Raw genomic sequence first — 24,505 nt, forward strand, 5'->3', positions numbered from 1 at the left:
GCTCCCACAGAGGATCCCCTAACCACAGGATTGCATCCAGCTAGAGCGTCAACGCGCCGGCGGCTGCTCACCCAACGGTACCACCGCCATGGTCAGGCGCGACACGCAGTTGACCTTGCCCTCGTCATTGACCAGGCGGATGTCCCAGACCTGGGTGGTGCGCCCCAGGTGGACCACCCGGGCCGTGGCCGTCACCCGCCCACTGCGCACGCCGCGCAGGTGGTTGGCGTTGATCTCCAGGCCCACGCAATAGAATTTGCTGGCGTCCACACAGAGATAGGCGGCCATGGAGCCGACCGTTTCGGCCAGCACCACCGAAGCACCGCCATGCAGCAGGCCGAACGGTTGATGGGTACGCTGATCGACCACCATGCTGGCGGTCAGGGATTCGTCGTCGAAGGACTCGAACCGAATGTCCAGCACTTCGCTGATGGTGTTCTTACCGGCGGCGTTCAGTTTCTCGATGTCGGGGGTGGTGCGCCACAGACTCATCGTTGCCCTTCCTGTGTGATTGTTGTCTTGCCCAGTCCTGCAACCGCTCTATTCAGGGGTGCCTGATGCCCTTGAGCAGCATCGCCCCGGCCAGCGGCAGATCGCCTTCCAGCTCGGCCAGGCCAGCGGTTTGCACTTGCTCGGGTTGTTGCAGATGGCCGTGCTGCAGTAAGCCCAGCAGGCTGCCCACCAATGGGTTATGGCTGACCAGCAGCACATCGTCCTGGTCCTCCAGATGCCTTAGCACCTCCGTCGGTCGGGTCTCCGGCGTGAGCCAATCGACGGTGATCAGTTCAGGTTCGAACCCCAGTGCTTCGCGCACCAGTTGCGCGGTCTGTTGGGCACGCACATAAGGGCTGGCGTAGATGGCCCGCAACGGCTCGCCCATCAACCGGCCGGCGCTGAGCAACACCTCCTCGCGGCCGTGCACCGTCAAGACCCGCTCCGGATCGGGACGGACACCATGGGGCTCTGCCTCACCGTGACGCAATACCCACAGTTTCATAGCTTCGGCTCCTCGTCCCGGACGGGATGCGGCGCCGGTGCCACGGCGTGTGACGCTTCGCCTTCCGGCGTACGTGGCGCCGGCCAGTCGGCGAACGGCCAAGGCTTCTGGTCGCTGTGGAAGGTGCCGAAGCGGCCGATCTGCGCCAGGAACTGGCTCAGGCTGTCGCCGAAATTCATCAGGCTGGCGCTGGGCGCGCCGTAAATCAGCCGATAAATCAACTGCACCAGCACCACGGCGCCGAGGATGAATTGCGCCACCTGCCAGACCAGCAGATAGACCACCATCCACAGCACACGCAGCAGGATGGATTCGTATTGGGGTTGCCCTTGCGGATCGTTCATGGCTCGCTCCTGCTTGCGGTCAATAGCGGTTCAGTTGAAACCGCTGGTGGAAATGAAATCGACGTCGGTCTTCGGTTCGCCACGCATCAACAGCTCGATCACCTGCTCAAGCGTGCGCCCTTCGAACAGAATCGCGTGCAGCCCGGCGACCAGCGGCATATACACCCCCGCCTCCTGGGACTTGGCCTTGAGCACCTTGAGGGTGTTGACCCCTTCGGCCACCTCACCCAGGCGCGACACGGCCTCGTCAAGGCTCAAGCCTTGGCCGAGGGCAAAACCGACCTGGTAGTTGCGGCTCTTGGGCGAGGAACAGGTAACGATCAGGTCGCCCACCCCGGCCAATCCCAGGAAGGTCATCGGATTGGCACCCTGGCTGACAGCGAAGCGGGTCATTTCCGCCAGCGCGCGAGTGATCAGCATGCTCTTGGTGTTCTCCCCCATGCCCAGCGCCACCGCCATGCCGGCGATGATGGCATAGACGTTCTTCAGCGCGCCGCCCAGCTCCACCCCAAAACGGTCGGCGCTGGCGTAGACCCGAAAGGTGCGGCCATGGAGTGCGGCCTGGACCCGTTGGCACAGCGCTTCGTCCTCGCTGGCGACCACGGTGGCAGTCAAGGCGTGCTCGGCGATTTCCCGCGCCAGGTTCGGCCCGGAAATCACACCGATCCGCGCCTTGGGGGCGATTTCTTCGAGAATCTCGCTCATCAGCTTGAAGGTCTGGGCTTCGATGCCCTTGGTCAGGCTCACCAACAACTTGCCGCTCAAGCGCTCGGCATGCGGCGCCAGCACCGAGCGCAAGGCACTGGACGGCAAGGCGACGAAGAACAGGTCGCTGCCCTCCAGGGTGGCCTGCAAGTCAGTCACCGGTACCACTTCCGGGCGGATCTTGATGCCCTTGAGGTAACGCGGGTTCTCGCGGTTGACCCGGATGGCCTCGGCCTGTTCCGGGTCACGCATCCACTGGCGCACCGGGTGACCATTCTCGGCCAGCAGGTTAGCCACGGCGGTACCGAAACTCCCGCCCCCCAGGACCGCAATCGGGCGCTGTTCAGTCATATGCAATCCGTTCATCCATACCAAGTGGCAATGCGGGGCATTATACGGAGCGGCCGGATGGCGACCAGCCCCGGCAACAATTACCGCCAGCTGTAGGAAGCTGACCATTAATTCCTAGGAAAATGCTGTCAACGTGAATGGAAAAGTCGTTCAGCTCAGTTAACATGCCCTTCACCCACCCATTCCCATAGGCTGTACCGTGTCCGTTGGCCCTTCCCGCTCAGGTTCGTCCCTGCTATTGGCACTGATCATCAGCCCGCCAGTGCTGGCCGACGACTTGTTCGTGGACAGCCAGCCCCTGCCCCAGGTACTGACGGCCACGCGCCTGAAGCAATCGCCAGCGGCGGTGCCGGGCAGCATGACCGTGCTCGACAGCGAGCTGATCAAGGCCAGCGGCGCCCGGGACATCAGCGAACTGCTGCGCCTGGTGCCAGGCATGATGGTCGGCAACATCACTGGCAACCAGGCGGCCGTGAACTACCATGGCACCAACGCCAGCGAAGCCCGGCGCATGCAAGTGCTGATCGACGGCCGCTCGGTGTACCGCGCCGGCCTGGCCACGGTGGACTGGAGCGATATTCCGGTGGCCATGGAAGACATCGAGCGGATCGAAGTCTTCCGCGGCCCCAACACCGTCAGTTATGGCGCCAACGCGCTGATGGCGGTGGTCAACATCATCACCCGCGCCCCGGCCGACAGCCACGGCACCCGGCTGAAAATCACCCGGGGCCAGCGTGGCATCAGTGACTGGTACGCCAGCCAGGGCAGCGGCTGGGACGGCGGCGACCTGCGGCTGTCGCTGTCCGGCCAGGAAGACGATGGCTTTGACAGCGACCGCAACGGTGCCGACTACCGCGACAGCCGCCGCCTGAACCGCTTCAACCTGTCCGTCAGCCAGACCCTGGACGAACGGCAGAGCATCGACTGGCAATTGAATGCCAAGGATGGGACCAACCAGCGGCCCTATACCTACCATCCCGTGTTTGCCGGGATTACCGCCGCTGGGGATAACTCCGATGTCATCGCCAAGGACTACGCCGGCTCACTGCGCTGGAACCTGGACCTGGACCCCGATCACAGCCTTTATGTACAGGGCTCGATCCAGCACTGGGATCGCCAGCAGACCTGGCGCGCCTGTGACGCCGAGGTGTCCTTCAGCCCGCAACTGACCGACCTGTGGCAGCTCAACCCCAACTATGCCGAGAAGCTGGCGCGCAATATCCCCAGCTACACCAGCACCGGCGCGCCACCCGGCACGCCACAGGAACAGGCGCTGGCCAATCAGGTGCTCGACCAGTGGCGCAACGGCGCCTCGCAAACCCTGTGCGGCGATATCGACCAGAGCGCCCGGGAATCGCGCTACGACCTGGAGATCCAGGACACCCTGAGCCTGTCCGACAGCCTGCGACTGGTCACCGGGGCCAACTATCGCTACGACCGGGCCGACTCGGAGACGTACTTCAACGGCACCCTGGACGACACCACCTGGCGCCTGTTCGGCCAGCTCGAATGGCGGGCCACCGAGCATTGGCTGTTGCAGGGCGGCGCGATGTTCGAAGACACCCGCCTGACCGGCAGCTCGCTGACTCCGCGGATCGCCGTCAATTACCTGATCACTCCGCGCCATGGCCTGCGGGCGGTGTACTCCGAAGCCGTGCGCTCGCCGGACATGTTCGAGAACAACGTCAACTGGAGCTATCAGGTCACCAACCTGCAACCCGCCGCCTTCGGCCAGAACAGTGCCCGTTACTTCGTCCAGACCCGCGGCCCGGGCAACCTGGAACAGGAGCACATGCGCTCCCGGGAACTGGGCTACAACGGTTACTTCGTGGACCTGGGCCTGGCGGTCGATGTGAAACTGTTCCATGACGAAATCACCGGCATGATCAGCGAGCCGCTGCGCAACAATCAGTACATTGCCAGCAACTCCAACGAATCACAGTTCTCCGGGGTCGAGACCCAGTTCGACTGGCGCATGACCAGCGCCGACCGCCTGCGCCTGACCTATGCCTATGTCGACGCCCAGGCCAGCAACCCTCTCGACGAACAACTGACCGCCCGCAACAGCGGCTCGGCCGGCTGGCTAAGGGACTGGGGCCAAGGCTGGAACAGCGCGCTGTTCTATTACGCCGCCGACGATCTCAATGGCTATCGCTTCGAACGGGTGGACACCCGTATCGCCCGGCGCATTCCCCTGGGCAAGGCCAGCCTGGAACTGGCGGGCGTCCTGCAACAGCGCCTGGACAACCAGCCCATGACCTTCGTCGACAACCGCTACGACGCTCGCCATGTCGTGTACTTCAGTGCGGAGTTGTCGTTCTAGATGTCCGGGAACGCCCGCCGCAAGAGGCCATTTCATGGCCGCCTGACGCTGGCCCTGTGCCTGGTGTTTGCCGGCTGGCTGACAACCCTCCAGGCCCGGGCCGCCGAAATCCTGTTGACCGGCGCCGAGGACAGCCCCGGCGTGCAGTCTTTCACCCAGGCCCTGAAAGCCCTGCGCCCCGAAGACAGCGTGCGGTTTACGCCGCTGGCCAACCTGCCGGCGCCGGACAAGTTGCCGGATAATGTCCGCCTGGTTCTGCTTGACCTGCCCAGCCTGGAGTGGCGCCTGCAAGACGCCCGGGGCCCGGCTACCCTGGTCCTGCGCATCAGCCGCCAGCAAGCCCGCGATCGCCTGGGCGAGGCCACGCCCGCGCATCTGAGCCTGTTGTGGAGCGATCCACCGATGGCCCGGCAATTGCGGCTGATCCGCACCATCCTGCCGCAAGTGCGCCAGGTCGGCGTGCTGTACAACGCCCACAGTGAATTCCTGCTCAAGGACATCCGCCAGGCCGCGGCACCGCTGGGCCTGGTGATCGTCAGCGAACGCTGGGACGACACCAGCGACAGCCGTCCCCTGCAAAACCTGTTGGGCCAGAGCGATGTACTGCTGGGCCTCGATGACCCCGACTTGTACAACCCCAAGACCGTGAAGAACCTGTTGCTCAGCAGCTATGCCCGGCAACGTGCGCTGATCGGGCCCAGCGCGGCCTTCGTCAAGGCCGGCAGCCTGGCCAGCACCTACAGCGACCAGCAAGACTGGCTGGCGATTCTCGACGACCTGCTCGACCGCCCCGCCACGACCTGGCCGCGCACGCTGTATCCGGACCGCTTCAAAGTCCTGGGCAACCGGCAGGTCTCCCGCTCGCTGGGGATCGAACCGATTGACGCCGAATCCGTCGCGGCAACGTTGGCCGAAGGAGAACACCGCCCATGACCTTGCGTCGTCGTTGGGACATCAATACCCGCACCCAGCTCATCGCCCTCGGTCCGGCGTTGCTGCTGACCGTGCTGCTGATCAGCTTCTTTACCTTCGTGCGGATCCAGGACTTGCGCCAGGAGCTCAATCACACCGGGCAACTGATCGCCAACCAACTGGCCCCCGCCACGGAGTACGGGGTGATTTCCGGCAACAACGAAGTGCTGGAGAGCCTGCTCACCGCGACCCTGGCGACCCCTCACGTACGCTTCCTGGAGGTCCAGGACAACACCGACAAGGTCCTGGTGTATGTCGAACAACCCGAGCAAGTCCACAGCCGTGCCCAACAGATCGAAGTCTTCCAGGCCCCGGTGCGCCTGCAGCGCATTGCCCTGAACAATGATTTCCTGCAAGGCAACAGCACCGCCGTCGAGGCGCCCGGCGAAGATTACCTGGGCCGCGTGATCGTCGGCATGTCCAGTGACGCCTTCAGCCAGCGGCAGCAGGAGATCCTGTTCAAGGCCGCGATCCTGGCGCTGTTCGCCCTGCTGTTCACCTTCCTGGTGGCGCGCCGGCTGGCGACCAACCTGTCCCGGCCGATCCGCGACATCGGCAACGCGGTCAAGGCCATCCAGCAAGGCGACTACAGCGCCCCGCTGCCCGTCGTCGATGATGCCGAACTGGGGGCCTTGTCGCGGCACATCAACAACCTGGCCGACGGCCTGGAACAAGCCAGCCGCGAACAGCACCAGGCCATGGCGCAGTTGATCAAGACCCGCGAGGAAGCGGAAAAAGCCAACAGCGCCAAGTCCGAGTTCCTGGCGATGATGAGCCATGAACTGCGCACGCCCATGAACGGCGTACTGGGCATGCTGCAGCTGTTGGAAACCACCCGCATGACCGACGAACAGCACGAGTACACGGCGCTGGCGTCAGAATCCACCGAGCACCTGCTGAAGGTGATCAACGACATCCTCGACTTCTCGCGCATCGAACGCTCGGCCTTGGAACTGGAGCACATCCCGTTCAACCTGGCCGAACTGGTGGGCAGTTGCGCGCAGTCGTTCCAGCACAGCGCCGCGCAGCGCAAGCTGGGCCTGGACCTGCTGGTCCCGGACGACATGCGGGCCTTGCAGGTGCAGGGCGATCCGACGCGGATACGGCAGATCCTGGTGAACCTGATCGGCAACGCGCTGAAATTCACCGAGCAAGGCCGTGTTACCGTGCAATGCCAGTGGCAGGCCCTGGACCACGAACTGCTGTGGTTCACCTGCACGGTGCGCGACAGTGGCATTGGTATTCCCGCCGAGAGCCTGGAACGCATGTTCGACGCCTTCCAACAGGCCGACAATTCGATTTCCCGGCGCTACGGCGGCACTGGCCTGGGCCTGCCGATCGCACGCACCCTGGCCGAACGCATGGGCGGGACGCTGCGGGCCCAGAGCGAAGAAGGCCAGGGCTCGGTGTTCACCCTCGAGATCCCGCTGGCCCTGTCGCGCCAGACGCCACCGACCCTGGCACCGCGCCTGCCCACCGGCAGCGGCGATGGCGAAGGCCGCAACGTGTTGCTGGTGGAAGACAATCCGGTCAACCAGACGGTGATCGAAGCCATGCTGCGCAGCCTGGGCTTCACCGTCAGCGTCGCCACCGATGGCGCCCAGGCTGTACGCAGCGCCGAAAGCCTGATTTTCGAAGCGATCCTCATGGATTGCCGCTTGCCCATCATCGATGGCTACGAAGCCACCCGGCAGATCCGTCAGTTGCCGGGCTGCGACGAGGTGCCGATCATCGCCCTGACGGCCAACGCCTTGCAGGGCGATCGCGAAGCCTGCCTCGCGGCGGGCATGAACGATTACCTGGCCAAGCCGTTCAAAAGGAACGACCTGCAGCAGATTCTGCAGCGCTGGGTGAACTAGAACCGCTCACCGGACCATCTGTGACTGGCGTGAAAGGCGAAAGTGCGGCAGTCTTAGGCACCCGAACAAGCCTCGATTGGGGCTTGAATAAAAATTTCAGTGCACAGGTGTACATTCATTTCCCGTGTGCTGTGACTTTCACTACAACGCAATAGTCTATGAGTAGGCTGTCGATTCGAGGCATGAACGCTTCGATCGGCCGGGAAGATTTGCCCCACCCTGCCGCATGGGACTATTGAGGAGCTCGCATGACCAAACAAAACGCCTTTACCCGGGAAGACCTGCTGCGCTGCAGTCGCGGTGAGCTGTTCGGCCCAGGTAACGCGCAACTGCCCGCCCCGAACATGCTGATGGTGGATCGCATCACCCATATCAGCGAAGAGGGTGGCAAGTACGGCAAAGGTGAATTGGTCGCCGAGCTGGATATCACTCCGGACCTGTGGTTCTTCGCCTGCCACTTCGAAGGTGACCCGGTGATGCCGGGCTGCCTGGGCCTGGACGCCATGTGGCAACTGGTCGGTTTCTTCCTCGGCTGGCAAGGCCTGCCGGGCCGCGGTCGCGCCCTGGGTTCGGGCGAAGTGAAGTTCTTTGGTCAGGTCCTGCCGACCGCCAAGAAAATCACCTATAACATTCATATCAAACGCGTCCTCAAGGGCAAGCTGAACATGGCCATTGCCGATGGTTCGGTTGCCGTGGATGGTCGCGAGATCTACACCGCCGAAGGCCTCCGGGTCGGCGTTTTCACCTCCACTGACAACTTCTAAGGGTTATCCGCATGCGCCGCGTCGTTATCACTGGTCTGGGCATCGTTTCGTGCCTGGGCAATGACAAAGAGACCGTCTCCGCTAACCTGCGTGCAAGTCGCCCTGGCATCCGGTTCAACCCGGAATATGCTGAAATGGGTCTGCGTAGCCAGGTTTCCGGCTCCATTGACCTCAATCTCGAAGAACTGATCGATCGCAAGATCTACCGTTTCGTCGGCCATGCGGCGGCCTACGCCTACCTGGCCATGAAGGACGCCGTCGCTGACTCCGGCCTGACCGAAGAGCAGGTTTCCAACCCGCGCACCGGCCTGATTGCCGGCTCCGGCGGCGCCTCCACCTTGAACCAGATGGAAGCGCTGGACATCCTGCGCGAAAAAGGCGTCAAGCGCGTTGGCCCCTACCGCGTCACGCGGACCATGAGCAGCACCGTTTCCGCCTGCCTGGCCACGCCGTTCAAGATCAAGGGCCTGAACTACTCCATCGCTTCTGCCTGCGCCACCAGTGCCCATTGCATCGGTACCGCCATGGAACAGATCCAGATGGGCAAGCAGGACATCGTGTTCGCCGGTGGCGGTGAAGAAGAACATTGGAGCCAGTCGTTCCTGTTCGACGCCATGGGCGCCTTGTCCAGCAAGCGCAACGACACGCCGGAAAAAGCTTCCCGTGCCTACGACGCCGACCGTGACGGCTTCGTCATCGCTGGCGGTGGCGGCATGGTCGTGGTCGAGGAGCTGGAACACGCCTTGGCCCGTGGCGCGAAGATCTACGCGGAAATCGTCGGCTACGGCGCGACTTCCGACGGCTACGACATGGTCGCGCCAAGCGGTGAAGGTGCCGTGCGTTGCATGCAGATGGCCATGTCCACCGTTGATGCACCTATCGACTACCTGAACACCCACGGCACCTCGACCCCAGTGGGCGACGTGATGGAAATGAAAGGCGTACGTGAAGTGTTCGGCGACAAGGCTCCGGCCATCAGCTCCACCAAGAGCCTGTCGGGTCACTCCCTGGGCGCCGCCGGCGTTCACGAAGCGATCTACTGCATGCTGATGATGGAAGGCAACTTCATGGCCGGTTCGGCCAACATCGACGAACTGGACCCGGAAGTGGCCGACCTGCCCATCCTGACCAAGACTCGCGAAAACGCCACCATCAATACCGTGATGAGCAACAGCTTCGGCTTCGGTGGCACCAACGCCACCCTGGTGATGAAGCGCTGGCAGGGCAAGTAAGCCCCGCCGCTACGCCACACACAAAAACGCCCCGACTGGTTCGGGGCGTTTTTTTGCGCCTATTCCCCTGTGGGAGCGAGCTTGCTCGCGATTGCAGTGTGTCATGCACCAGATAAGTTGACTGGCCTACCGCAATCGCGAGCAAGCTCGCTCCCACATCAGGTCTGTGGTGGCTAGAACTCAGCGCACCACAAACCGCTGCTGCGTCAGCAACCGATCGCCCTGGAACACCATGAACCGCCACTCCCCCGGTACCACTTCGTGGCTTTCGGTGAACTCATAGGCCATGACGTCCTGAGGCGCGCCGGGCACCAGTTTCTGGATGACTTCGAACTTGTCGTGGCGCACACCATCGGGGGTGCGGATACCGGGAGTGAAGTACAACAGGGTCAACGGCTGGTCGTCTGCGACCTTGCCCGCCAACTGATAACGCATGCCGAACTTGGTGCCCAGCTTCGCCGGGACGCTCTCGGTCTGGCGGATCTGCTCGTTGCTGCGCCGCAGGACCCGCTCCCCCGATTGCAGCTCGGCTTGCGGCCCTTCGAAGACGCCGTATTCCACCGGGCCTTCGACACGGACTTCGGCCTGTGCCAGGCCGCAGGTCAACAACAGCGCGACCAGTGCGCTTGAACGGGTGAGGTGCATAGTGCGCTCCTTGATTGAGATGAGCGCGAGGGTATGACGCCGCAGTGACAGGCTGATGACATAGCGATCTTGGTCTGTGAGAGCAAAGCTTGCTCGCGATGCAGGCACCTCGTTTCCCCGGAAACCGGCGTCGTCTTCATCGCGGGCAAGCCTTGCTCCCACACAACACCGCCAGGAAATTATCCCGCGCGACCTTCCTGGCCACCTCTTCCGGCAAGGCATCGAGGAACGGATCGAAGCCGTGCAACGCCTTGCCCAACTTGTTGAAGCGCCCGACCACATCCGATCCCACCATGAAGCGCTCAGGAAAGCGCTCCACCAGCTTTACCCACTCGTCCCGGGGCTTGCCCGCCTCGTCCAGCAAGTACGGCGTGAGCAGGCTCCAGGACAGGTCGATGTACAGATTGGGATAGGCCTCAAGCATGCGGGTCAGGGTCGGCAACAGAAAATCCAGTTGGGTCTGGTGGCGATGGATTTCCATGCTGGTGCCGGCATGGGCCCAGATGAAACGCGTATGCGGGTGGTTGCGCAACGGCTCCTCGATCTCCGCCAGGTACAGGGGATTTCTTTCACGCTTGGACGTGATATTGGAATGCAGCATCACCGGCAGGTCATTCTCGGCCGCCAGGTGATAGATCCGGGTCATGGCTTCGTTGTTGGCCCGCGGGGTATCGCCCGAGGTCAGCGCCGTCAGGTCGTCATGGCGAGTGAAGACTTCGCCGATGCCTTGCCACAACCCCGGGTAGAGATCGAGCATGCGCTGGATGTGGGCGGCGGAGTTCTTGTCGTTGGGATTGAAGCCCGACAGGAAAGGATGGAAGTGCCGACGTTGCTCCTCGGTCAGCTTGCTCACTGCCGCCGCAACGATCACATCGGTGGCGCTGTACCAATAGGCGTCTGCATCGTCACCGGCGTAGTAACGCGGGCGCTTGGGCTCGTCTTCATGCCATTTCTTGGCCACCGGAACACCGGAAATCATCACATGCTCGATGCGATTGTCCGCCATCGCCTGGAGCAGCTTGGGCATGCCGGCGGTTTCCTGAAAGAAATCGACGTAATGCAGGTGCGCATCGCTGTAGGCATATTCGCGGGCCGCGGCGCCGCCACTCGAAACAACCAGCAGCCAGGCAAAGATCAAACGGGTCAAAGGCACGGGCAGTCTCCAGAAGCCATGAGCAACATAGACCCTCGCCGTCCCGCTGGGGTTCAAGGCGCATCTGCCGCGTCTGCCGGCGGCGGGTTATGCTTCGCGCAACCGTTGTTCAACCTGGAAGACAACATGACCACTCCCCTGACCGTTCGCCCCCGCGCCGAAGACGTCGAAGGCCAGCCGATTCTTCGCCCGCTGCCGTCCGCCAAATGTCGCAGCGTCGGGCCTTTCGTGTTTTTCGATCACATGCTGCAAACCACCTACCCGGCCGGCAAAGGCATGAACATCCGCCAGCACCCGCATATCGGCCTGTCCACCCTCACCTACCTGTTCGAAGGCAAGCTCCAGCACAAGGACAGCCTGGGTTCCGACCAGGTGGTGGACGCCGGGGATGTCAGCTGGATGACCGCCGGCAGCGCCATTGCCCACGTCGAACGCACTCCCGAGTCACTGCTGGGCAGCCCTTTCGTCATGCACGGGTTGCAAGTCTGGCTGGCCTCGCCCAAAGCCTACGAACAAGGCCCGGGGCACTACAGCCATCATCCGGCACAGAGCCTGCCGGTCAGTGAGAACCTGGGGGTCAGCATCCGCATGATCGCCGGGTCAGGCTTTTGCCTGGAATCGCCGGTGCCGGTGCTCTCGCCCACGCTGTATGCCGAACTGCACCTGCAGACCGCGACGACATTGCTGATTCCCACCGAGCATGAAGAGCGGGCCCTGTATGTGTTGAGCGGCGAGGCGTTGCTGGATGGCGAGCCGGTGGCCCCCCACTCGTTGGTGATACTGCCAAACGGGGAAGAAATGACGCTGTTTGCAGAGAGCGACTGCCATGCCGTGCTGTTCGGCGGCGCACCGCTGGATGGACCGCGACGGATGAACTGGAATTTCGTCGCCAGCGAACCGGCCCGGATCGACGAAGCCCGCCGGCGCTGGGCAGCCGGAGACTGGCCGACCGTGCCAGGGGAAAGCGAGCGGATCGAGTTGCCCTAGATCGGATGCCATTAACCTGTGGGAGCCGAGCTTGCTCGCGATAGCGGAGTGTCAGTCGGCATTAATGCTGATTGATACACCGCTATCGCGAGCAAGCTCGGCTCCCACAGGGTTCTGAGTCAACCCAATCTCAGCCCTTGAACACTTCATCCAGCAAGTTATGCATCGACCGGAACGCGCGTCCGGCGACCTTGGCGTTGTACATCATCTTGCCCGGCATATTGGCCTGCGGGTCGGTGAACGAGTGCACCGCACCGCCGTAGCTCAGCAATTGCCAATCCACCCCAGCCGCGTTCATTTCATCTTCGAAAGCCGGTAGCTGCTCTTTCGGCACCAGCGGATCGGAGGCGCCATGCAGCACCAACACCGCACCCTTGATGTTCTGCGCATCGGCCGGGTTCGGTGTATCCAGGGTGCCGTGGAAGGAGATCGCCGCCTTCAACGGTGCGCCACTGCGAGCCAGCTCCAGGGCGCAGCAACCCCCGAAGCAGAAGCCGAACGTGGCCAGTCTCGCCGTGTCGACCTGTGCATCCCCCTGGCTCTGCAGTTGTTCGAACGCGGCCTGCATACGCTTGCGCAACAAGGCCCGGTCGTTCTTGAGGGGCATCATCGCCGCCCCCGCTTCATCGGCATTGCTCGGGCGCACCGTCTGCCCGTACAAGTCGGCGATCAACACCACATAACCGTTGGCCGCCACCGACTTGGCGATATCCTCGGCACCTGCCCCTACACCCATCCAGTTCGGCGCCATCAGCAAACCCGGGCGCGGACCCTGCTGGTTGACGTCGAAGGCCAGGCGACCTTCATAACTTTGACCATCGATCTGATAGACCAGCGAACGAACCGTAACCTGACTCATGACAGACTCCTCCTGATGAAACATTCAAGAAGCGCTTGTGGGAGCGAGCTTGCTCGCGATAACGGTAGACCAGTCAACGTATCTGTTGAATGTTGGACCGAAATCGCGAGCAAGCTCGCTCCCACAAGGGACTTTCCTGCGTCAGATTAAGCTGACAGTTCGACCAACAGCTTGTTCAGGCGACGCACATACGCCGCCGGATCCTTCAGGCTGTCACCGGCCGCCAGGGCCGCCTGGTCGAACAGGATGTGCGACAGATCGCCGAAACGCTCTTCGCTCTGCTCGTTGTCGAGTTTTTCCACCAGCGGGTGGGCCGGGTTGAATTCGAAGATCGGCTTGGAGTCCGGGACTTTCTGGCCGCTGGCTTCGAGGATCTGGCGCATCTGCAGGCCCAGGTCCTGCTCACCGATGGCCAGGATCGCCGGAGAATCGGTCAGGCGGTGCGAGACACGCACTTCGCTGACAGCATCGCCCAGGGCCGTCTTGATCCGCTCGACCAGGCCTTCCTTGCTCTTGGCGACTTCTTCGGCGGCTTTCTTGTCTTCTTCCGAATCCAGGTTGCCGAGGTCCAGGTCGCCACGGGCCACATCGACGAAGCTCTTGCCGTCAAACTCGTTGAGATAGCTCATCAGCCACTCGTCGATACGGTCGGTCAGCAGCAGCACTTCGATGCCTTTCTTGCGGAAGACTTCCAGGTGCGGGCTGTTCTTGACCTGTGCATACGTTTCACCGGTCAGGTAGTAGATCTTGTCCTGGCCTTCCTTGGCGCGGGCCAGGTAATCGGCCAGGCCAACGATCTGCTCGCCATCGTCACCCTGGGTCGACGCAAAGCGCAGCAGGCCGGCGATTTTCTCTTTGTTGGCGAAGTCCTCGGCCGGGCCTTCTTTCATGACCTGGCCGAAGTTTTTCCAGAAGCTCTTGTACTGCTCGGGCTCGTTCTTCGCCAGTTTTTCCAGCATGTCCAGCACGCGCTTGGTCAGTGCCGACTTCATGGAGTCGATGATCGGATCTTTCTGCAGGATTTCCCGCGAAACGTTCAGCGACAAATCGTTGGAATCCACCACGCCCTTGATGAAACGCAGGTACAGCGGCAGGAACGACTCGGCCTGGTCCATCACGAACACACGCTGCACATACAGCTTCAGGCCACGTGGCGCTTCACGCTGGTACAGGTCGAACGGTGCACGGGCCGGCACGTACAGCAGCGAGTTGTATTCCAGCTTGCCTTCGACCTTGTTATGGCTCCAGCTCAGCGGGTTCTCGTAGTCGTGGGCGATATGCTTGTAGAACTCCTGGTATTCCTCGTCTTTCACTTCGGTGCGCGGACGGGTCCACAGGGCACTGGCGCGGTTGACGGTTTCCCATTCCACTTCAGGCTTTTCTTCGCCTTCGGCAGCGGTGACTTCCTTCGGCAGCTCGATGGGCAGCGCGATATGGTCGGAGTACTTCTTGATGATGTTGCGCAGGCGCCAGCCATCGGCGAACTCGTCTTCACCGGATTTGAGGTGCAGCACGATGCGGGTGCCGCGATCAGCCTTGTCGACGGTAGCGACTTCGAATTCGCCCTCGCCCTTGGAAGACCAGTGCACGCCTTCGCTCGCAGCGAGGCCGGCACGGCGGCTGAACACTTCGACCTGGTCGGCCACGATGAACGCGGAATAGAAACCGACGCCGAACTGACCGATCAGGTGGGAATCTTTCTTCTGGTCGCCGGACAGGTTCTTCATGAAGTCGGCCGTGCCAGACTTGGCGATGGTGCCCAGGTGCGTGATCACCTCTTCGCGGCTCATGCCGATGCCGTTGTCTTCGAGGGTGACGGTTTTCGCGTCCTTGTCGAAGCTCACACGGATTTTCAGCTCGGCGCCGCCTTCCAGCAGTTCAGGCTTGGAAAGGGCTTCGAAACGTAATTTGTCGACAGCGTCAGAGGCGTTCGAAATCAGCTCGCGAAGGAAAATTTCCTTATTCGAATACAGCGAGTGAATCATCAGGTGCAGCAGTTGCTTCACCTCGGTCTGGAAGCCCAGGGTTTCCTTTTGAGTTTCCACGCTCATGGTCATCAAACTCCAAGTGGATGGTGGTGTCCGCCTCGCTGAGATTGGCGGCGGGATGTCCTCAAGGTGGGGGCAACGCTGATGATTTCAAGGGCGTTCCGTTTTTGAAGGCTCCTGGATCTTGAAATGCGCCCGGGCGGTGGCGATGGGCTCAGCCTCGACATCTTGCCAGGCGGTGATCGCGACATTGGCGACCCGCCGGCCCTGGCGCCAGACCTGGCATTTGGCATAGGTGTCGCGAAACTGCCCGGTGCGCAGGTAATCCAGGGAAAAGTCGATGATCTTTGGTACCCCCGGCGTGCCGGTGGCGATCAACAGATGAACGGCGGCCGACAACTCCATGAAACCGGCGATGACCCCGCCGTGGATGGCCGGCAATAAAGGGTTACCAATGTTGTCCTTGTTGGCCGGCAGGCGAAACACCAAGTCGTCGCCCTGGCGCGTGCATTCGACGCCGATGAGTTGGGCATAGGGGATCGAGGCGAGCAGCAGCGCGTAGTCGCCCTGCTCACAGGCATGGCGCAGTTGTTCCTGGGTGGTCTCGGTCATGGCTGGCCCACGGCAGTCAATGGACTGGCCTTCCCCATGCCCCTGGCATGCTGGCCCAGGCGCATGAACGTGCCCACCACATGGGCGATGGGTTGCTCGGGGTCGTCCTGATAGGCGAAACCCCGGGTGAAGATCACGTCCGGGGTCACCCGATAGCATTGAGCGAAGCCGTAGACGTCTTTGTGGGGCTCGGCGGCGTGCATGTAGTCGATGCGCAGGTCGAGGGTAGGACAGACTTCGAATTGCGGCAGCACACACAAGGTCGACATGCCGCACGCACTGTCCATCAATGAGGTCAACGCGCCACCATGGATGATGCCCGTCAGGGGATTGCCGACGATTTTCGGGCTGAACGGCAGGATGAGCGTCAGCCCATCACGACTGGCGCTGTGCAACTTCAAGCCCAACACCTGGCAATGCCGCAGGGCGGATAAAAAGCGGGTGGCACGCTCAAAAATGGGGTCTTCAGCCATGTCCATCAATGCCCTTGTTTATTTAGAGGCCTGGCAACAGGCGAGCTCGCTAAAGTTCCGCGACCGTGCAAAGTTATATATCTGTAGCAAAAGAGGAACTTAACCCGAGGGGGGTTGCTCAAAAGGCCAGTAGTTATTTCCATAAGGAGAAACACCCCATGCGTAAGACTTTTGCTATTGCCTTGATGTTGGCCGCCTCCCTCGGTCTCGCTGCCTGCGATAAAAAATCCGAGGACAAAGCTCAAGATGCCGCACAACACGCTGAGCAAGCTCAGCAAGACATGAACAAAGCACAGGATAAAGTGAACGACGCGGCTAAAGAAAACGCCGAAGCCGCCAAAGCTCAGTCTGAATCGAACAGCGCCGCCCAGCAGGAACAAGCACCTGCCACCGCGCCTAAGACCAACTGATACGGTTTTAGCTGTAAAAGAAAACCCGCCTGGTGCGGGTTTTCTTTTGCCTGTGATTTGGCGGCGCCTGTCAGGCCGCTTCCTTGCCAACCTCGGGCACTGGTGCTTCCGTGGGGGTATAGACCATCACGTCCAGCACATCGGAGTGAAACTCGCGCTGATACAGCACGAACACCACGCCGGCACTCATCAACATGAATAACCAGGGGCTGACGAACCACGCCAACATGGTCATGCCGAAATAATAGGAACGCAGGCCGAAGTTGAATTGGTTGGCCGCCATGGAAATGACTCGCGCCGCCCTTAGCGCAAAGGCCTTGCGCTCCTGCTCCGACACATGCCGCTCGCCGATCATCGGCGCCGAGCCAATCAGTACCGCCGCGAAGTTGTACTGGCGCATGCACCAACTGAAGGTGAAGAACGCATACACGAACACCAGTGCCAGGCACAGCAACTTGACCTCCGCCATGCCCTGGGAAGCCTGTTGCACCATGGGGATGTCCGCCAGCAACGACACCGCCCGATCCGATGCCCCGAGCACCGTCAGGATGCCAGCCAGGATGATCAGCGTGCTGGAGGCGAAGAATGAGGCGTTGCGCTCCAGGTTGCCGATCACGCTGGCATCGGCGATGCGGTTCTCGCGCAGCAGCATGCGGCGCATCCAGTCTTCGCGGTACAGGTGCATGACACTGGCCAGGCAGGCCGTATCGCGGGCCTTCCAGGTCGCGTAACGGGTGTAGCCCGCCCAGCAGATGATGAACCAGGCGGCGGCAAGCAGATGGATCAGGTTGGCTTGGATGAATGACATTCGATTTCCTGTGACGAAACAAAATCTGGAGCAATAGTCGCGGTGAACCCTGTGGGAGCGAGCTTGCTCGCGATTGCGATCCATCAGACACATCGATACTGGCTGATCTGGCGCTATCGCGAGCAAGCTCGCTCCCACAAGGTTGTGTGCAAGCCTTTCGAGACACTGCTTCGACGTTAGTCCACGAAAAAAGACACGGCACTCAAAAAAAATGCCCCGTATCGATTGATACGGGGCATTTCGGTTGTAGCCGATGAATCTGCCTGAAGCTGTTTAAGCCAGTGCTTCGCTGCGCTTGCCCAGCAGGCGATCACACACCACCGCGACCACCAGGGTCATCACCGAAGGCACCAGCCAGGCCAGGCCTTGTTCGCTCAGCGGCAAGTGGGCCAGTTGCGTCGGCATCCAGTCCGCCAGCCCGGCGCCCTTGAGCGCATCGATCAGGCCAAACAGGAACGACACCAGCATCACCGGGCCAACGATGCGCCCTTGCTCGTGCCAGAAGTCCTTGCAGAAGCTCAAGGCCACCAGGGCGATGCACGGCGGGTAGATCGCGGTGAGGACCGGAATCGAGAACGCGATCAGCTTGGTCAGGCCCAGGTTGGACACCAGCAGCGAAAAGGCCGCCAGGATCACCACCAGGGTCTTGTAGGACAGCGGCAAAACGCGGCTGAAGTACTCGGCACAGGCGCAGGTCAGGCCGACCGCGGTCACCAGGCACGCCAGGGAGATCAGCACCGCCAGGAAACCGCTGCCCAGGCTGCCGAAGGTATGTTGCACATAGGCATGCAGCACCGCCGCGCCGTTGGTCGCGCCCATGGCCACTTCATGGCTGCCCGAACCGAGGCGGAACAGGCTGACGTAGACCAGCGCCAGGCCCACCCCGGCAATCAGCCCGGCGATGATCGCGTAGCGGGTGATCAAGGCCGGCGACTCGACGCCCCGGGAACGGATTGCGTTGACGATGACGATCCCGAACACCAATGCGCCCAGGGTATCCATGGTCAGGTAGCCATTGATGAAGCCCTGGGAAAACGGCGCCGCCACGTATTCGGGGGTCGCCACGCCGATATCGCCGGCCGGCAAGGCAAACGCGGCGATGCCGAGCACGGCCAGGGCGATGATTTTCAGGGGCGCGAGGAAACGCCCGACGGTGTCCAGCAGGCGGCCCGGGTAGAGCGAGATGAAGAACACCAGCAGGAAATACGCGGCGCTGTACAGGAACAGTGCCAGCGGGCTTTCGCCCGTCAATGGCGCCAGACCGACTTCGAACGAAACGGTCGCGGTACGCGGCGTGGCGAACAACGGGCCAACGGCCAGGTAGCACACCGCCGCCAGCAACCCGCCGGCGACCTTGCCGATGGGGCTGCTCAAGGCGTCCATCGCCCCGCCCACCTTGGCCAGTGCCACGACCGTGATGACCGGCAGCCCGACCGCCGTGATCAAAAAGCCCAGCGCCGCCATCCAGACATGAGGCCCGGACTGCAAACCGACGATAGGCGGGAAGATGATGTTGCCGGCCCCGACGAACAGGGCAAATGTCATGAAACCAAGCGCCAGGATGTCCTGGCCTTTCAACACTTTCATTAAGGAAACCACACTACTGAATCGGAATTTAGAGAGGGATTTCCCTTATGGGTGAGGGAAATGCTGCCGATCCGTATGGGACCGACCCGTTTAGCGCGGCGCTTCCTTGTGGGCAGCGGTCGCAAAAATGGCTGCTAGCCTAACGAATTTGGCGATAAAACGCACTGTAAAGGGGCGAACTATCCGATGCACGACGTCCCCGTGTCGCGTTTTTGCATGTAAATGGTTGGCGATTGTCATTCCGTCATCGCGAGCAAGCTCGCTCCCACAATGAAATGCGCTCGACTGTGGGAGCGAGCTTGCTCGCGATAAGGCCCTCCCCATAGACCCAGAAACGACAAAGGCCACCCGAAGGTGGCCTTTGTTGCTGGAACGAAAAGGTCAGCCGAAGCTTACTTCTTCATTTCCCAGCCAGTCAGCTCGGCCAGGGCCTTGCCGATGTCTGCCAGCGAACGCACGGTTTTCACGCCTGCGTCTTGCAGTGCAGCGAATTTCTCGTCTGCAGTGCCTTTGCCGCCAGAGATGATTGCGCCAGCATGGCCCATGCGCTTGCCCGGAGGAGCAGTCACACCCGCGATGTAGGACACAACCGGCTTGGTCACGTTGGCCTTGATGTAGGCAGCGGCTTCTTCTTCAGCCGAACCGCCGATCTCACCGATCATGACGATCGCTTCGGTCTTCGGGTCTTCCTGGAACAGCTTCAGGATGTCGATGAAGTTCGAACCCGGGATCGGGTCACCGCCGATGCCGACGCAAGTCGACTGACCGAAACCGGCGTCAGTGGTCTGCTTCACAGCTTCGTAGGTCAGGGTGCCGGAACGGGAAACGATACCGACCTTGCCTGGCAAGTGAATGTGACCTGGCATGATGCCGATCTTGCATTCGCCTGGGGTGATCACGCCTGGGCAGTTAGGGCCGATCAGGGTGATACCCAGCTCGTCGCACTTGACCTTGGCTTCCAGCATGTCGATGGTCGGGATGCCTTCGGTGATGCAGACGATCAGCTTGATGCCGCCGAACGCTGCTTCAAGGATGGAGTCCTTGCAGAAAGGAGCCGGAACGTAGATCACGCTGGCGGTGGCGCCAGTGGCAGCTACAGCGTCTTTCACGGTGTTGAACACGGGCAGGCCCAGGTGCTCGGTGCCGCCTTTGCCTGGTGTTACGCCGCCAACCATCTTGGTGCCATATTCCAGGGCTTGCTGGGTGTGGAAACTACCTTGCGAACCGGTAATGCCCTGGCAGATAACCTTGGTGTCTTTATTGATCAGGACGCTCATTATTTGCCCTCCGCAGCTTTAACGACTTGTTGAGCAGCGTCGGTCAGGCTGGTAGCAGCGATGATGTTCAAACCGCTTTCTGCCAGTACTTTAGCGCCCAGCTCAGCGTTGTTGCCTTCGAGGCGAACAACAACCGGGATTTTCACGCCGACTTCTTTCACGGCGCCGATGATGCCTTCGGCAATCATGTCGCAGCGAACGATGCCGCCGAAGATGTTGACCAGTACTGCGGCGACGTTGGTGTCGGACAGGATGATCTTGAACGCTTCGGTAACGCGTTCCTTGGTAGCACCGCCGCCCACGTCGAGGAAGTTGGCTGGCTTGCCGCCGTGCAGGTTGACGATGTCCATGGTACCCATGGCCAGGCCGGCACCGTTGACCATGCAGCCGATGTTGCCTTCCAGGGCTACGTAGTTCAGTTCGAACTTGGCAGCGTGCGCTTCGCGCGGATCGTCTTGCGACGGATCGTGGAAAGTCTTCAGCTTAGGCTGACGGTACATGGCGTTGGCGTCGATGTTGATCTTGGCATCGAGGCAGTGCAGGTCGCCGTCGGCCTTGATCACCAGCGGGTTCACTTCCAGCAGTGCCAGGTCGTGGTCCTGGAACAGCTTGGCCAGACCTACGAAGATCTTGGCGAATTGAGTGACCTGCTTGCCTTCCAGACCCAGCTGGAATGCCAGCTCGCGACCCTGGAATGGCTGAGCGCCAACCAGTGGATCGATGGTGGCCTTGAGGATTTTCTCAGGGGTATCGTGAGCGATTTTCTCGATGTCCACGCCACCTTCGGTGGAAGCCATGAACACGATACGGCGGCTCGAACGGTCAACGACAGCGCCCAGGTACAGCTCTTTAGCGATATCAGTGCACGATTCAACCAGGATCTTGGTGACTGGCTGACCGTTGGCGTCAGTCTGGTAAGTCACCAGACGCTTGCCCAGCCACTGCTGTGCGAAGGCTTTGGCGTCTTCTTTGCTGCGAACCAGCTTGACGCCGCCCGCTTTACCGCGACCACCGGCGTGAACCTGGGCTTTGACAACCCATTCGCTGCCGCCGATTTTGTCGCAAGCTTCTGCTGCCGCTTCCGGGGTGTCTACCGCGTAGCCGGTGGATACTGGCAGGCCGTACTCAGCGAACAGCTGCTTACCCTGATACTCGTGAAGATTCATGCTTATTACCGTCTTCGTTAGGTACTGCGCATTCGGTGCTGCACCGTTCTGGTGCCGCACCACCTGTGACTGCTGCTTGCGTAGCGTTCCGGTGAACCGGTGCCGCTACGCAAGGCTGCGTCCAGCGGATATTCCGCGGTGAGTCTTGCTCGCAAGGCTCACGACGGGCCATACCGCCGTGGTTTCTTATTGTCTATTAACGCTTCTTGCGGTTGGCCACGTGGATGGCGCCGCCATTTACGGCCAGGGCCGCTTCGTGCAAGGCTTCGGACAGGGTCGGATGGGAGAAGACCATCATGCCCAGGTCTTCAGCGCTGGTGCCGAATTCCATACCGATCGCGCCTTGCTGTACCAGCTCGGCAGCGCTTGGGCCAATCACGTGAACGCCCAATACGCGATCCGTCTTGGCATCGGCGATGACTTTCACGAAACCACCGGTATCGTTGGCTGCCATGGCACGGCCACTGGCGGCGAACGGGAAGGTGCCGACGTTAACTTCAACGCCTTCGGCTTTCAAGGCCTGCTCGGTCTTGCCAACCCATGCGATTTCCGGGTGGGTGTAGATAACCGATGGGATCAGGTCATAGTTCATCTGGGCTTTGTGGCCCTTGATGCGCTCGACAACCATGATGCCTTCCTCGGACGCCTTGTGCGCCAGCATCATGCCGCGGACCACGTCACCGATGGCGAAGACGCCCGGTACGGTGGTGGCGCAGAAATCATCAACTTTGATGAAACCGCGTTCGTCGAGGTCCACGCCGCTATCGGCAGCCAGCAGATCGGTGGTCACCGGACGACGGCCGACCGCAACGATCAGCTTGTCGAAAGTGATGGTCTGTTCGCCATTGGCGTCGGTGTAGTTGACCACGACCTCTTCGCCGTTGACCTTCGAACCGGTCACGCGAGCGCCCAGCTTGATGTCCAGGCCCTGTTTGGTCAGGGTTTTCAGCGCTTCCTTGGAAACCGCAGCGTCAGCGGCCATCAGGAAGGTATCGAGGGCTTCGAGCACGGTCACTTGCGCGCCCAGGCGCGACCAGACCGAACCCAGCTCGAGACCGATCACGCCGGCGCCGATCACGCCCAGGCGCTTAGGCACGGACTGGAATTCCAGGGCACCGGTGGAATCGACGATCACGTTCTGGTCGACCGGAGCCGGCGGAATGTCGATCGGACGCGAGCCTGGCGCCAGGATGACGTTTTCGGCTTCGATCACTTCAACCGAGCCATCGGGCTTGGTCACTTCGACTTTCTTGCCCAGCAGCAGCTTGCCGTGGCCCTGGATCGAGGTCACGCCGTTGGCCTTGAACAGGGTGGCAACACCGCTGGTCAGGTTCTTGACGATGCCAGCCTTGCGGCCAACCATCGCGGCGACGTCCATTTTCACTTCACCGGTAGAGATACCGTGAACGTTGAAGCTTTCTTTCGCTTCCTTGTATTTCCAGGAGCTGTCCAGCAGCGCCTTGGAAGGAATGCAACCGACGTTCAGGCAAGTACCGCCGAGGGCCTGCTTGCCCTCGCCATCGGTGTATTTCTCGATGCAGGCAGTGGTAAGGCCCAGCTGCGCAGCCTTGATGGCCGCTACGTAGCCACCAGGGCCCGCACCAATCACTACCACGTCGAATTTCTGAGTCATGAGTCATTCCTTTTCGAATCAAACCGGACGATCACTTGTGATGACCGTCGAGGGACGAAACCGGTTGTTTCAGCAAGAGGCCGGTCGACAGACCGGCCCTCGCAGCGAAAATCAGATATCCAGCAGCAGACGAGCCGGATCTTCAAGCAGGTTCTTGATGGTGACCAGGAACGTCACGGCTTCTTTGCCGTCGATCAGGCGGTGATCGTAGGACAGTGCCAGGTACATCATCGGACGAATCACGACTTGACCGTTGATCGCCATCGGACGCTGCAGGATGTTGTGCATGCCCAGGATAGCCGCCTGTGGCGGGTTGACGATCGGGGTCGACATCATCGAACCGAATGTACCACCGTTGGTGATGGTGAACGTACCGCCGGTCATCTCTTCGATGGACAGCTTGCCGTCACGGGCCTTCTTGCCGAAGGTGGCGATGCCGCCTTCGATTTCGGCCAGGCTCATCAGTTCGGCGTTGCGCAGGACCGGAACCACCAGGCCACGGTCGCTGGAAACCGCGACGCCGATGTCGGCATAACCGTGGTAGACGATGTCGGAACCGTCGATCGACGCGTTGACCGCCGGGAAGCGTTTCAGCGCTTCGGTGGCAGCCTTGACGAAGAACGACATGAAGCCCAGGCGTACGCCATTGTGGGACTTCTCGAACAGATCCTTGTACTTCGAACGCAGGGCCATGACTTCGGTCATGTCGACTTCGTTGAAGGTGGTCAGCATCGCCATGTTCGACTGTGCTTCGACCAGACGCTCGGCAACCTTGGCACGCAGGCGGGTCATCGGAACGCGTTTTTCAACGCGATCACCGGCAGCGAACACCGGAGCGGCGGCGGCAGGTGCGGCTGGCTTGGCCGGTGCGGCGGCTGGCGCGGCTTTCTTGGCGGCAACGGCTGCCACCACGTCTTCCTTGGTCACACGACCACCCTTGCCGGTGCCGGCAACGGAGGCGATGTTGATGCCGTTCTCTTCGGCGATCTTGCGCGCGGCAGGCGCGGCGACTGGATCGTCTTCGCCATCGGCAGCAGGCGCTGCGGCCTGGGCAGCGGCAGGAGCAGCAGCGGCCGGAGCGGCGGCAGCGGCGCCGCCCTCTTCGATCGAGCCCAGTACCTGGTTGGACAGGACGGTAGCGCCCTCTTCGGCAACGATTGCGCCGAGCACGCCGTCAGCTTCGGCCAACACTTCCAGAACGACTTTGTCGGTCTCGATGTCGACGATCAGGTCGTCACGCTTGACTGCTTCGCCCGGTTTCTTGTGCCAGGTGGCAACGGTGCCATCGGCAACCGATTCCGGGAATGACGGGGCTTTGATTTCGATAGCCATTATCTGTGGGTCCTTAAAATTCGGTTTC

At 61.4% G+C, this 24,505-nt stretch carries 23 protein-coding genes; 7 read left to right on the forward strand and 16 right to left on the reverse strand.

Going from position 1 to position 24,505, the window contains the following annotated elements; genetic code table 11:
* Nucleotides 1–48: 48 nt before the first annotated feature.
* From J4E53_RS11300 to J4E53_RS11315, 4 genes are read right to left on the reverse strand one after another with little or no spacing between them, the layout of a single operon-like run.
* A complete protein-coding gene (locus J4E53_RS11300) occupies nucleotides 49–492 on the reverse strand; it encodes a hotdog fold thioesterase (RefSeq protein ID WP_060741177.1) in 444 nt (147 codons plus the stop codon).
* A 52-nt stretch (nucleotides 493–544) separates the two neighbouring features.
* A complete protein-coding gene (sixA, locus tag J4E53_RS11305) occupies nucleotides 545–997 on the reverse strand; it encodes a phosphohistidine phosphatase SixA (RefSeq protein WP_060741176.1) in 453 nt (150 codons plus the stop codon).
* On the reverse strand, nucleotides 994–1,341 hold the full coding sequence (locus J4E53_RS11310; RefSeq protein ID WP_103308773.1) for a DUF4389 domain-containing protein: 348 nt from the start codon (nucleotides 1,339–1,341) through the stop codon (nucleotides 994–996). The genes sixA and J4E53_RS11310 overlap by 4 nt, the downstream gene beginning before the upstream one ends.
* A gap of 30 nt (nucleotides 1,342–1,371) precedes the next feature.
* Nucleotides 1,372–2,397 (reverse strand): NAD(P)H-dependent glycerol-3-phosphate dehydrogenase, encoded by a 1,026-nt coding sequence (locus tag J4E53_RS11315; protein ID WP_060741174.1) that lies wholly within the window; start codon nucleotides 2,395–2,397, stop codon nucleotides 1,372–1,374.
* 199 nt (nucleotides 2,398–2,596) lie between these two features.
* Here J4E53_RS11315 and J4E53_RS11320 point away from each other — a divergent pair, with 199 nt between their 5' ends.
* From J4E53_RS11320 to fabB, 5 genes are all read left to right on the forward strand, one after another.
* The gene (locus J4E53_RS11320; protein WP_060741173.1) at nucleotides 2,597–4,720 is read left to right on the forward strand and encodes a TonB-dependent siderophore receptor; all 2,124 of its coding nucleotides are present in this window, start codon (nucleotides 2,597–2,599) and stop codon (nucleotides 4,718–4,720) included.
* The gene (locus J4E53_RS11325) at nucleotides 4,721–5,653 is read left to right on the forward strand and encodes an ABC transporter substrate-binding protein (protein WP_103308772.1); all 933 of its coding nucleotides are present in this window, start codon (nucleotides 4,721–4,723) and stop codon (nucleotides 5,651–5,653) included.
* Nucleotides 5,650–7,551, forward strand: a complete 1,902-nt coding sequence (locus J4E53_RS11330) for an ATP-binding protein (protein ID WP_060741171.1) — start codon at nucleotides 5,650–5,652, stop codon at nucleotides 7,549–7,551. The genes J4E53_RS11325 and J4E53_RS11330 overlap by 4 nt, the downstream gene beginning before the upstream one ends.
* A gap of 248 nt (nucleotides 7,552–7,799) precedes the next feature.
* Nucleotides 7,800–8,315: a 3-hydroxyacyl-[acyl-carrier-protein] dehydratase FabA gene (gene fabA / locus J4E53_RS11335; protein WP_003204400.1), complete on the forward strand. Its 516-nt coding sequence runs from the start codon at nucleotides 7,800–7,802 to the stop codon at nucleotides 8,313–8,315.
* Nucleotides 8,316–8,326: 11 nt separating this feature from the next.
* Nucleotides 8,327–9,547: a beta-ketoacyl-ACP synthase I gene (gene fabB / locus J4E53_RS11340; RefSeq protein WP_060741170.1), complete on the forward strand. Its 1,221-nt coding sequence runs from the start codon at nucleotides 8,327–8,329 to the stop codon at nucleotides 9,545–9,547.
* A gap of 180 nt (nucleotides 9,548–9,727) precedes the next feature.
* Here the strand turns inward: fabB and J4E53_RS11345 are convergent, their stop codons facing one another.
* Nucleotides 9,728–10,192 carry a DUF3859 domain-containing protein gene (locus tag J4E53_RS11345; RefSeq protein WP_018610122.1) on the reverse strand — a complete coding sequence of 155 codons (465 nt, stop codon included), beginning with the start codon at nucleotides 10,190–10,192 and terminating at the stop codon, nucleotides 9,728–9,730.
* A 136-nt stretch (nucleotides 10,193–10,328) separates the two neighbouring features.
* Nucleotides 10,329–11,345 (reverse strand): amidohydrolase family protein, encoded by a 1,017-nt coding sequence (locus J4E53_RS11350; RefSeq protein WP_103308771.1) that lies wholly within the window; start codon nucleotides 11,343–11,345, stop codon nucleotides 10,329–10,331.
* A gap of 126 nt (nucleotides 11,346–11,471) precedes the next feature.
* On the opposite strand from J4E53_RS11350, the gene J4E53_RS11355 reads away from it, so the two are divergent.
* The gene (locus J4E53_RS11355) at nucleotides 11,472–12,332 is read left to right on the forward strand and encodes a pirin family protein (protein WP_103308770.1); all 861 of its coding nucleotides are present in this window, start codon (nucleotides 11,472–11,474) and stop codon (nucleotides 12,330–12,332) included.
* Between the two features lie 130 nt (nucleotides 12,333–12,462).
* On the opposite strand, the gene J4E53_RS11360 is transcribed toward J4E53_RS11355, so the two are convergent.
* From J4E53_RS11360 to J4E53_RS11375, 4 genes are all read right to left on the reverse strand, one after another.
* Entirely contained in the window at nucleotides 12,463–13,191 is a 729-nt protein-coding gene (locus J4E53_RS11360) for a dienelactone hydrolase family protein (protein ID WP_103308769.1), read from the reverse strand.
* A gap of 146 nt (nucleotides 13,192–13,337) precedes the next feature.
* The gene (gene htpG, locus J4E53_RS11365; RefSeq protein ID WP_060743152.1) at nucleotides 13,338–15,242 is read right to left on the reverse strand and encodes a molecular chaperone HtpG; all 1,905 of its coding nucleotides are present in this window, start codon (nucleotides 15,240–15,242) and stop codon (nucleotides 13,338–13,340) included.
* Between the two features lie 87 nt (nucleotides 15,243–15,329).
* Entirely contained in the window at nucleotides 15,330–15,791 is a 462-nt protein-coding gene (locus J4E53_RS11370; protein ID WP_103308768.1) for a PaaI family thioesterase, read from the reverse strand.
* Nucleotides 15,788–16,264, reverse strand: coding sequence for a PaaI family thioesterase (locus J4E53_RS11375; RefSeq protein WP_060741164.1), 477 nt, complete (start codon nucleotides 16,262–16,264; stop codon nucleotides 15,788–15,790). Before J4E53_RS11375 ends, J4E53_RS11370 begins: the two co-directional genes overlap by 4 nt.
* Nucleotides 16,265–16,422: 158 nt before the next feature.
* On the opposite strand from J4E53_RS11375, the gene J4E53_RS11380 reads away from it, so the two are divergent.
* The gene (locus tag J4E53_RS11380) at nucleotides 16,423–16,674 is read left to right on the forward strand and encodes a hypothetical protein (RefSeq protein ID WP_060741163.1); all 252 of its coding nucleotides are present in this window, start codon (nucleotides 16,423–16,425) and stop codon (nucleotides 16,672–16,674) included.
* 70 nt (nucleotides 16,675–16,744) lie between these two features.
* Here J4E53_RS11380 and J4E53_RS11385 read toward each other — a convergent pair whose 3' ends face one another.
* The 6 genes from J4E53_RS11385 to odhB form a co-directional block, all read right to left on the reverse strand.
* On the reverse strand, nucleotides 16,745–17,482 hold the full coding sequence (locus tag J4E53_RS11385; protein ID WP_060741162.1) for a DUF599 domain-containing protein: 738 nt from the start codon (nucleotides 17,480–17,482) through the stop codon (nucleotides 16,745–16,747).
* Between the two features lie 273 nt (nucleotides 17,483–17,755).
* Nucleotides 17,756–19,069: a branched-chain amino acid transport system II carrier protein gene (brnQ, locus tag J4E53_RS11390; RefSeq protein ID WP_060741161.1), complete on the reverse strand. Its 1,314-nt coding sequence runs from the start codon at nucleotides 19,067–19,069 to the stop codon at nucleotides 17,756–17,758.
* A 392-nt stretch (nucleotides 19,070–19,461) separates the two neighbouring features.
* Nucleotides 19,462–20,346 carry a succinate--CoA ligase subunit alpha gene (sucD, locus tag J4E53_RS11395; protein ID WP_014339581.1) on the reverse strand — a complete coding sequence of 295 codons (885 nt, stop codon included), beginning with the start codon at nucleotides 20,344–20,346 and terminating at the stop codon, nucleotides 19,462–19,464.
* On the reverse strand, nucleotides 20,346–21,512 hold the full coding sequence (gene sucC, locus J4E53_RS11400) for an ADP-forming succinate--CoA ligase subunit beta (protein ID WP_003179235.1): 1,167 nt from the start codon (nucleotides 21,510–21,512) through the stop codon (nucleotides 20,346–20,348). Before sucC ends, sucD begins: the two co-directional genes overlap by 1 nt.
* Nucleotides 21,513–21,708: 196 nt before the next feature.
* Nucleotides 21,709–23,145 (reverse strand): dihydrolipoyl dehydrogenase, encoded by a 1,437-nt coding sequence (lpdA, locus tag J4E53_RS11405; RefSeq protein ID WP_060741160.1) that lies wholly within the window; start codon nucleotides 23,143–23,145, stop codon nucleotides 21,709–21,711.
* Nucleotides 23,146–23,256: 111 nt separating this feature from the next.
* Entirely contained in the window at nucleotides 23,257–24,477 is a 1,221-nt protein-coding gene (gene odhB / locus J4E53_RS11410) for a 2-oxoglutarate dehydrogenase complex dihydrolipoyllysine-residue succinyltransferase (RefSeq protein ID WP_060741159.1), read from the reverse strand.
* Nucleotides 24,478–24,505: the final 28 nt, after the last annotated feature.

The organism is Pseudomonas sp. FW305-28 (genome assembly GCF_017351395.1).
Taxonomy (GTDB): Bacteria; Pseudomonadota; Gammaproteobacteria; order Pseudomonadales; family Pseudomonadaceae; genus Aquipseudomonas; species Aquipseudomonas fluorescens_AA.

Excerpts from the sequence above, each read along its gene's own strand:
- sixA (WP_060741176.1), bottom strand. The coding sequence starts at position 997 with ATGAAACTGTGGGTATTGCGTCACGGTGAGGCAGAGCCCCATGGTGTC.
- fabA (WP_003204400.1), top strand. The coding sequence starts at position 7,800 with ATGACCAAACAAAACGCCTTTACCCGGGAAGACCTGCTGCGCTGCAGT.
- J4E53_RS11330 (WP_060741171.1), top strand. The coding sequence starts at position 5,650 with ATGACCTTGCGTCGTCGTTGGGACATCAATACCCGCACCCAGCTCATC.
- brnQ (WP_060741161.1), bottom strand. The coding sequence starts at position 19,069 with ATGAAAGTGTTGAAAGGCCAGGACATCCTGGCGCTTGGTTTCATGACA.
- J4E53_RS11360 (WP_103308769.1), bottom strand. The coding sequence starts at position 13,191 with ATGAGTCAGGTTACGGTTCGTTCGCTGGTCTATCAGATCGATGGTCAA.
- J4E53_RS11345 (WP_018610122.1), bottom strand. The coding sequence starts at position 10,192 with ATGCACCTCACCCGTTCAAGCGCACTGGTCGCGCTGTTGTTGACCTGC.
- J4E53_RS11300 (WP_060741177.1), bottom strand. The coding sequence starts at position 492 with ATGAGTCTGTGGCGCACCACCCCCGACATCGAGAAACTGAACGCCGCC.
- sucC (WP_003179235.1), bottom strand. The coding sequence starts at position 21,512 with ATGAATCTTCACGAGTATCAGGGTAAGCAGCTGTTCGCTGAGTACGGC.
- J4E53_RS11380 (WP_060741163.1), top strand. The coding sequence starts at position 16,423 with ATGCGTAAGACTTTTGCTATTGCCTTGATGTTGGCCGCCTCCCTCGGT.
- J4E53_RS11310 (WP_103308773.1), bottom strand. The coding sequence starts at position 1,341 with ATGAACGATCCGCAAGGGCAACCCCAATACGAATCCATCCTGCTGCGT.
- J4E53_RS11385 (WP_060741162.1), bottom strand. The coding sequence starts at position 17,482 with ATGTCATTCATCCAAGCCAACCTGATCCATCTGCTTGCCGCCGCCTGG.
- lpdA (WP_060741160.1), bottom strand. The coding sequence starts at position 23,145 with ATGACTCAGAAATTCGACGTGGTAGTGATTGGTGCGGGCCCTGGTGGC.
- J4E53_RS11375 (WP_060741164.1), bottom strand. The coding sequence starts at position 16,264 with ATGGCTGAAGACCCCATTTTTGAGCGTGCCACCCGCTTTTTATCCGCC.
- odhB (WP_060741159.1), bottom strand. The coding sequence starts at position 24,477 with ATGGCTATCGAAATCAAAGCCCCGTCATTCCCGGAATCGGTTGCCGAT.
- htpG (WP_060743152.1), bottom strand. The coding sequence starts at position 15,242 with ATGAGCGTGGAAACTCAAAAGGAAACCCTGGGCTTCCAGACCGAGGTG.
- J4E53_RS11355 (WP_103308770.1), top strand. The coding sequence starts at position 11,472 with ATGACCACTCCCCTGACCGTTCGCCCCCGCGCCGAAGACGTCGAAGGC.
- sucD (WP_014339581.1), bottom strand. The coding sequence starts at position 20,346 with ATGAGCGTCCTGATCAATAAAGACACCAAGGTTATCTGCCAGGGCATT.
- J4E53_RS11315 (WP_060741174.1), bottom strand. The coding sequence starts at position 2,397 with ATGACTGAACAGCGCCCGATTGCGGTCCTGGGGGGCGGGAGTTTCGGT.
- J4E53_RS11325 (WP_103308772.1), top strand. The coding sequence starts at position 4,721 with ATGTCCGGGAACGCCCGCCGCAAGAGGCCATTTCATGGCCGCCTGACG.
- J4E53_RS11370 (WP_103308768.1), bottom strand. The coding sequence starts at position 15,791 with ATGACCGAGACCACCCAGGAACAACTGCGCCATGCCTGTGAGCAGGGC.
- fabB (WP_060741170.1), top strand. The coding sequence starts at position 8,327 with ATGCGCCGCGTCGTTATCACTGGTCTGGGCATCGTTTCGTGCCTGGGC.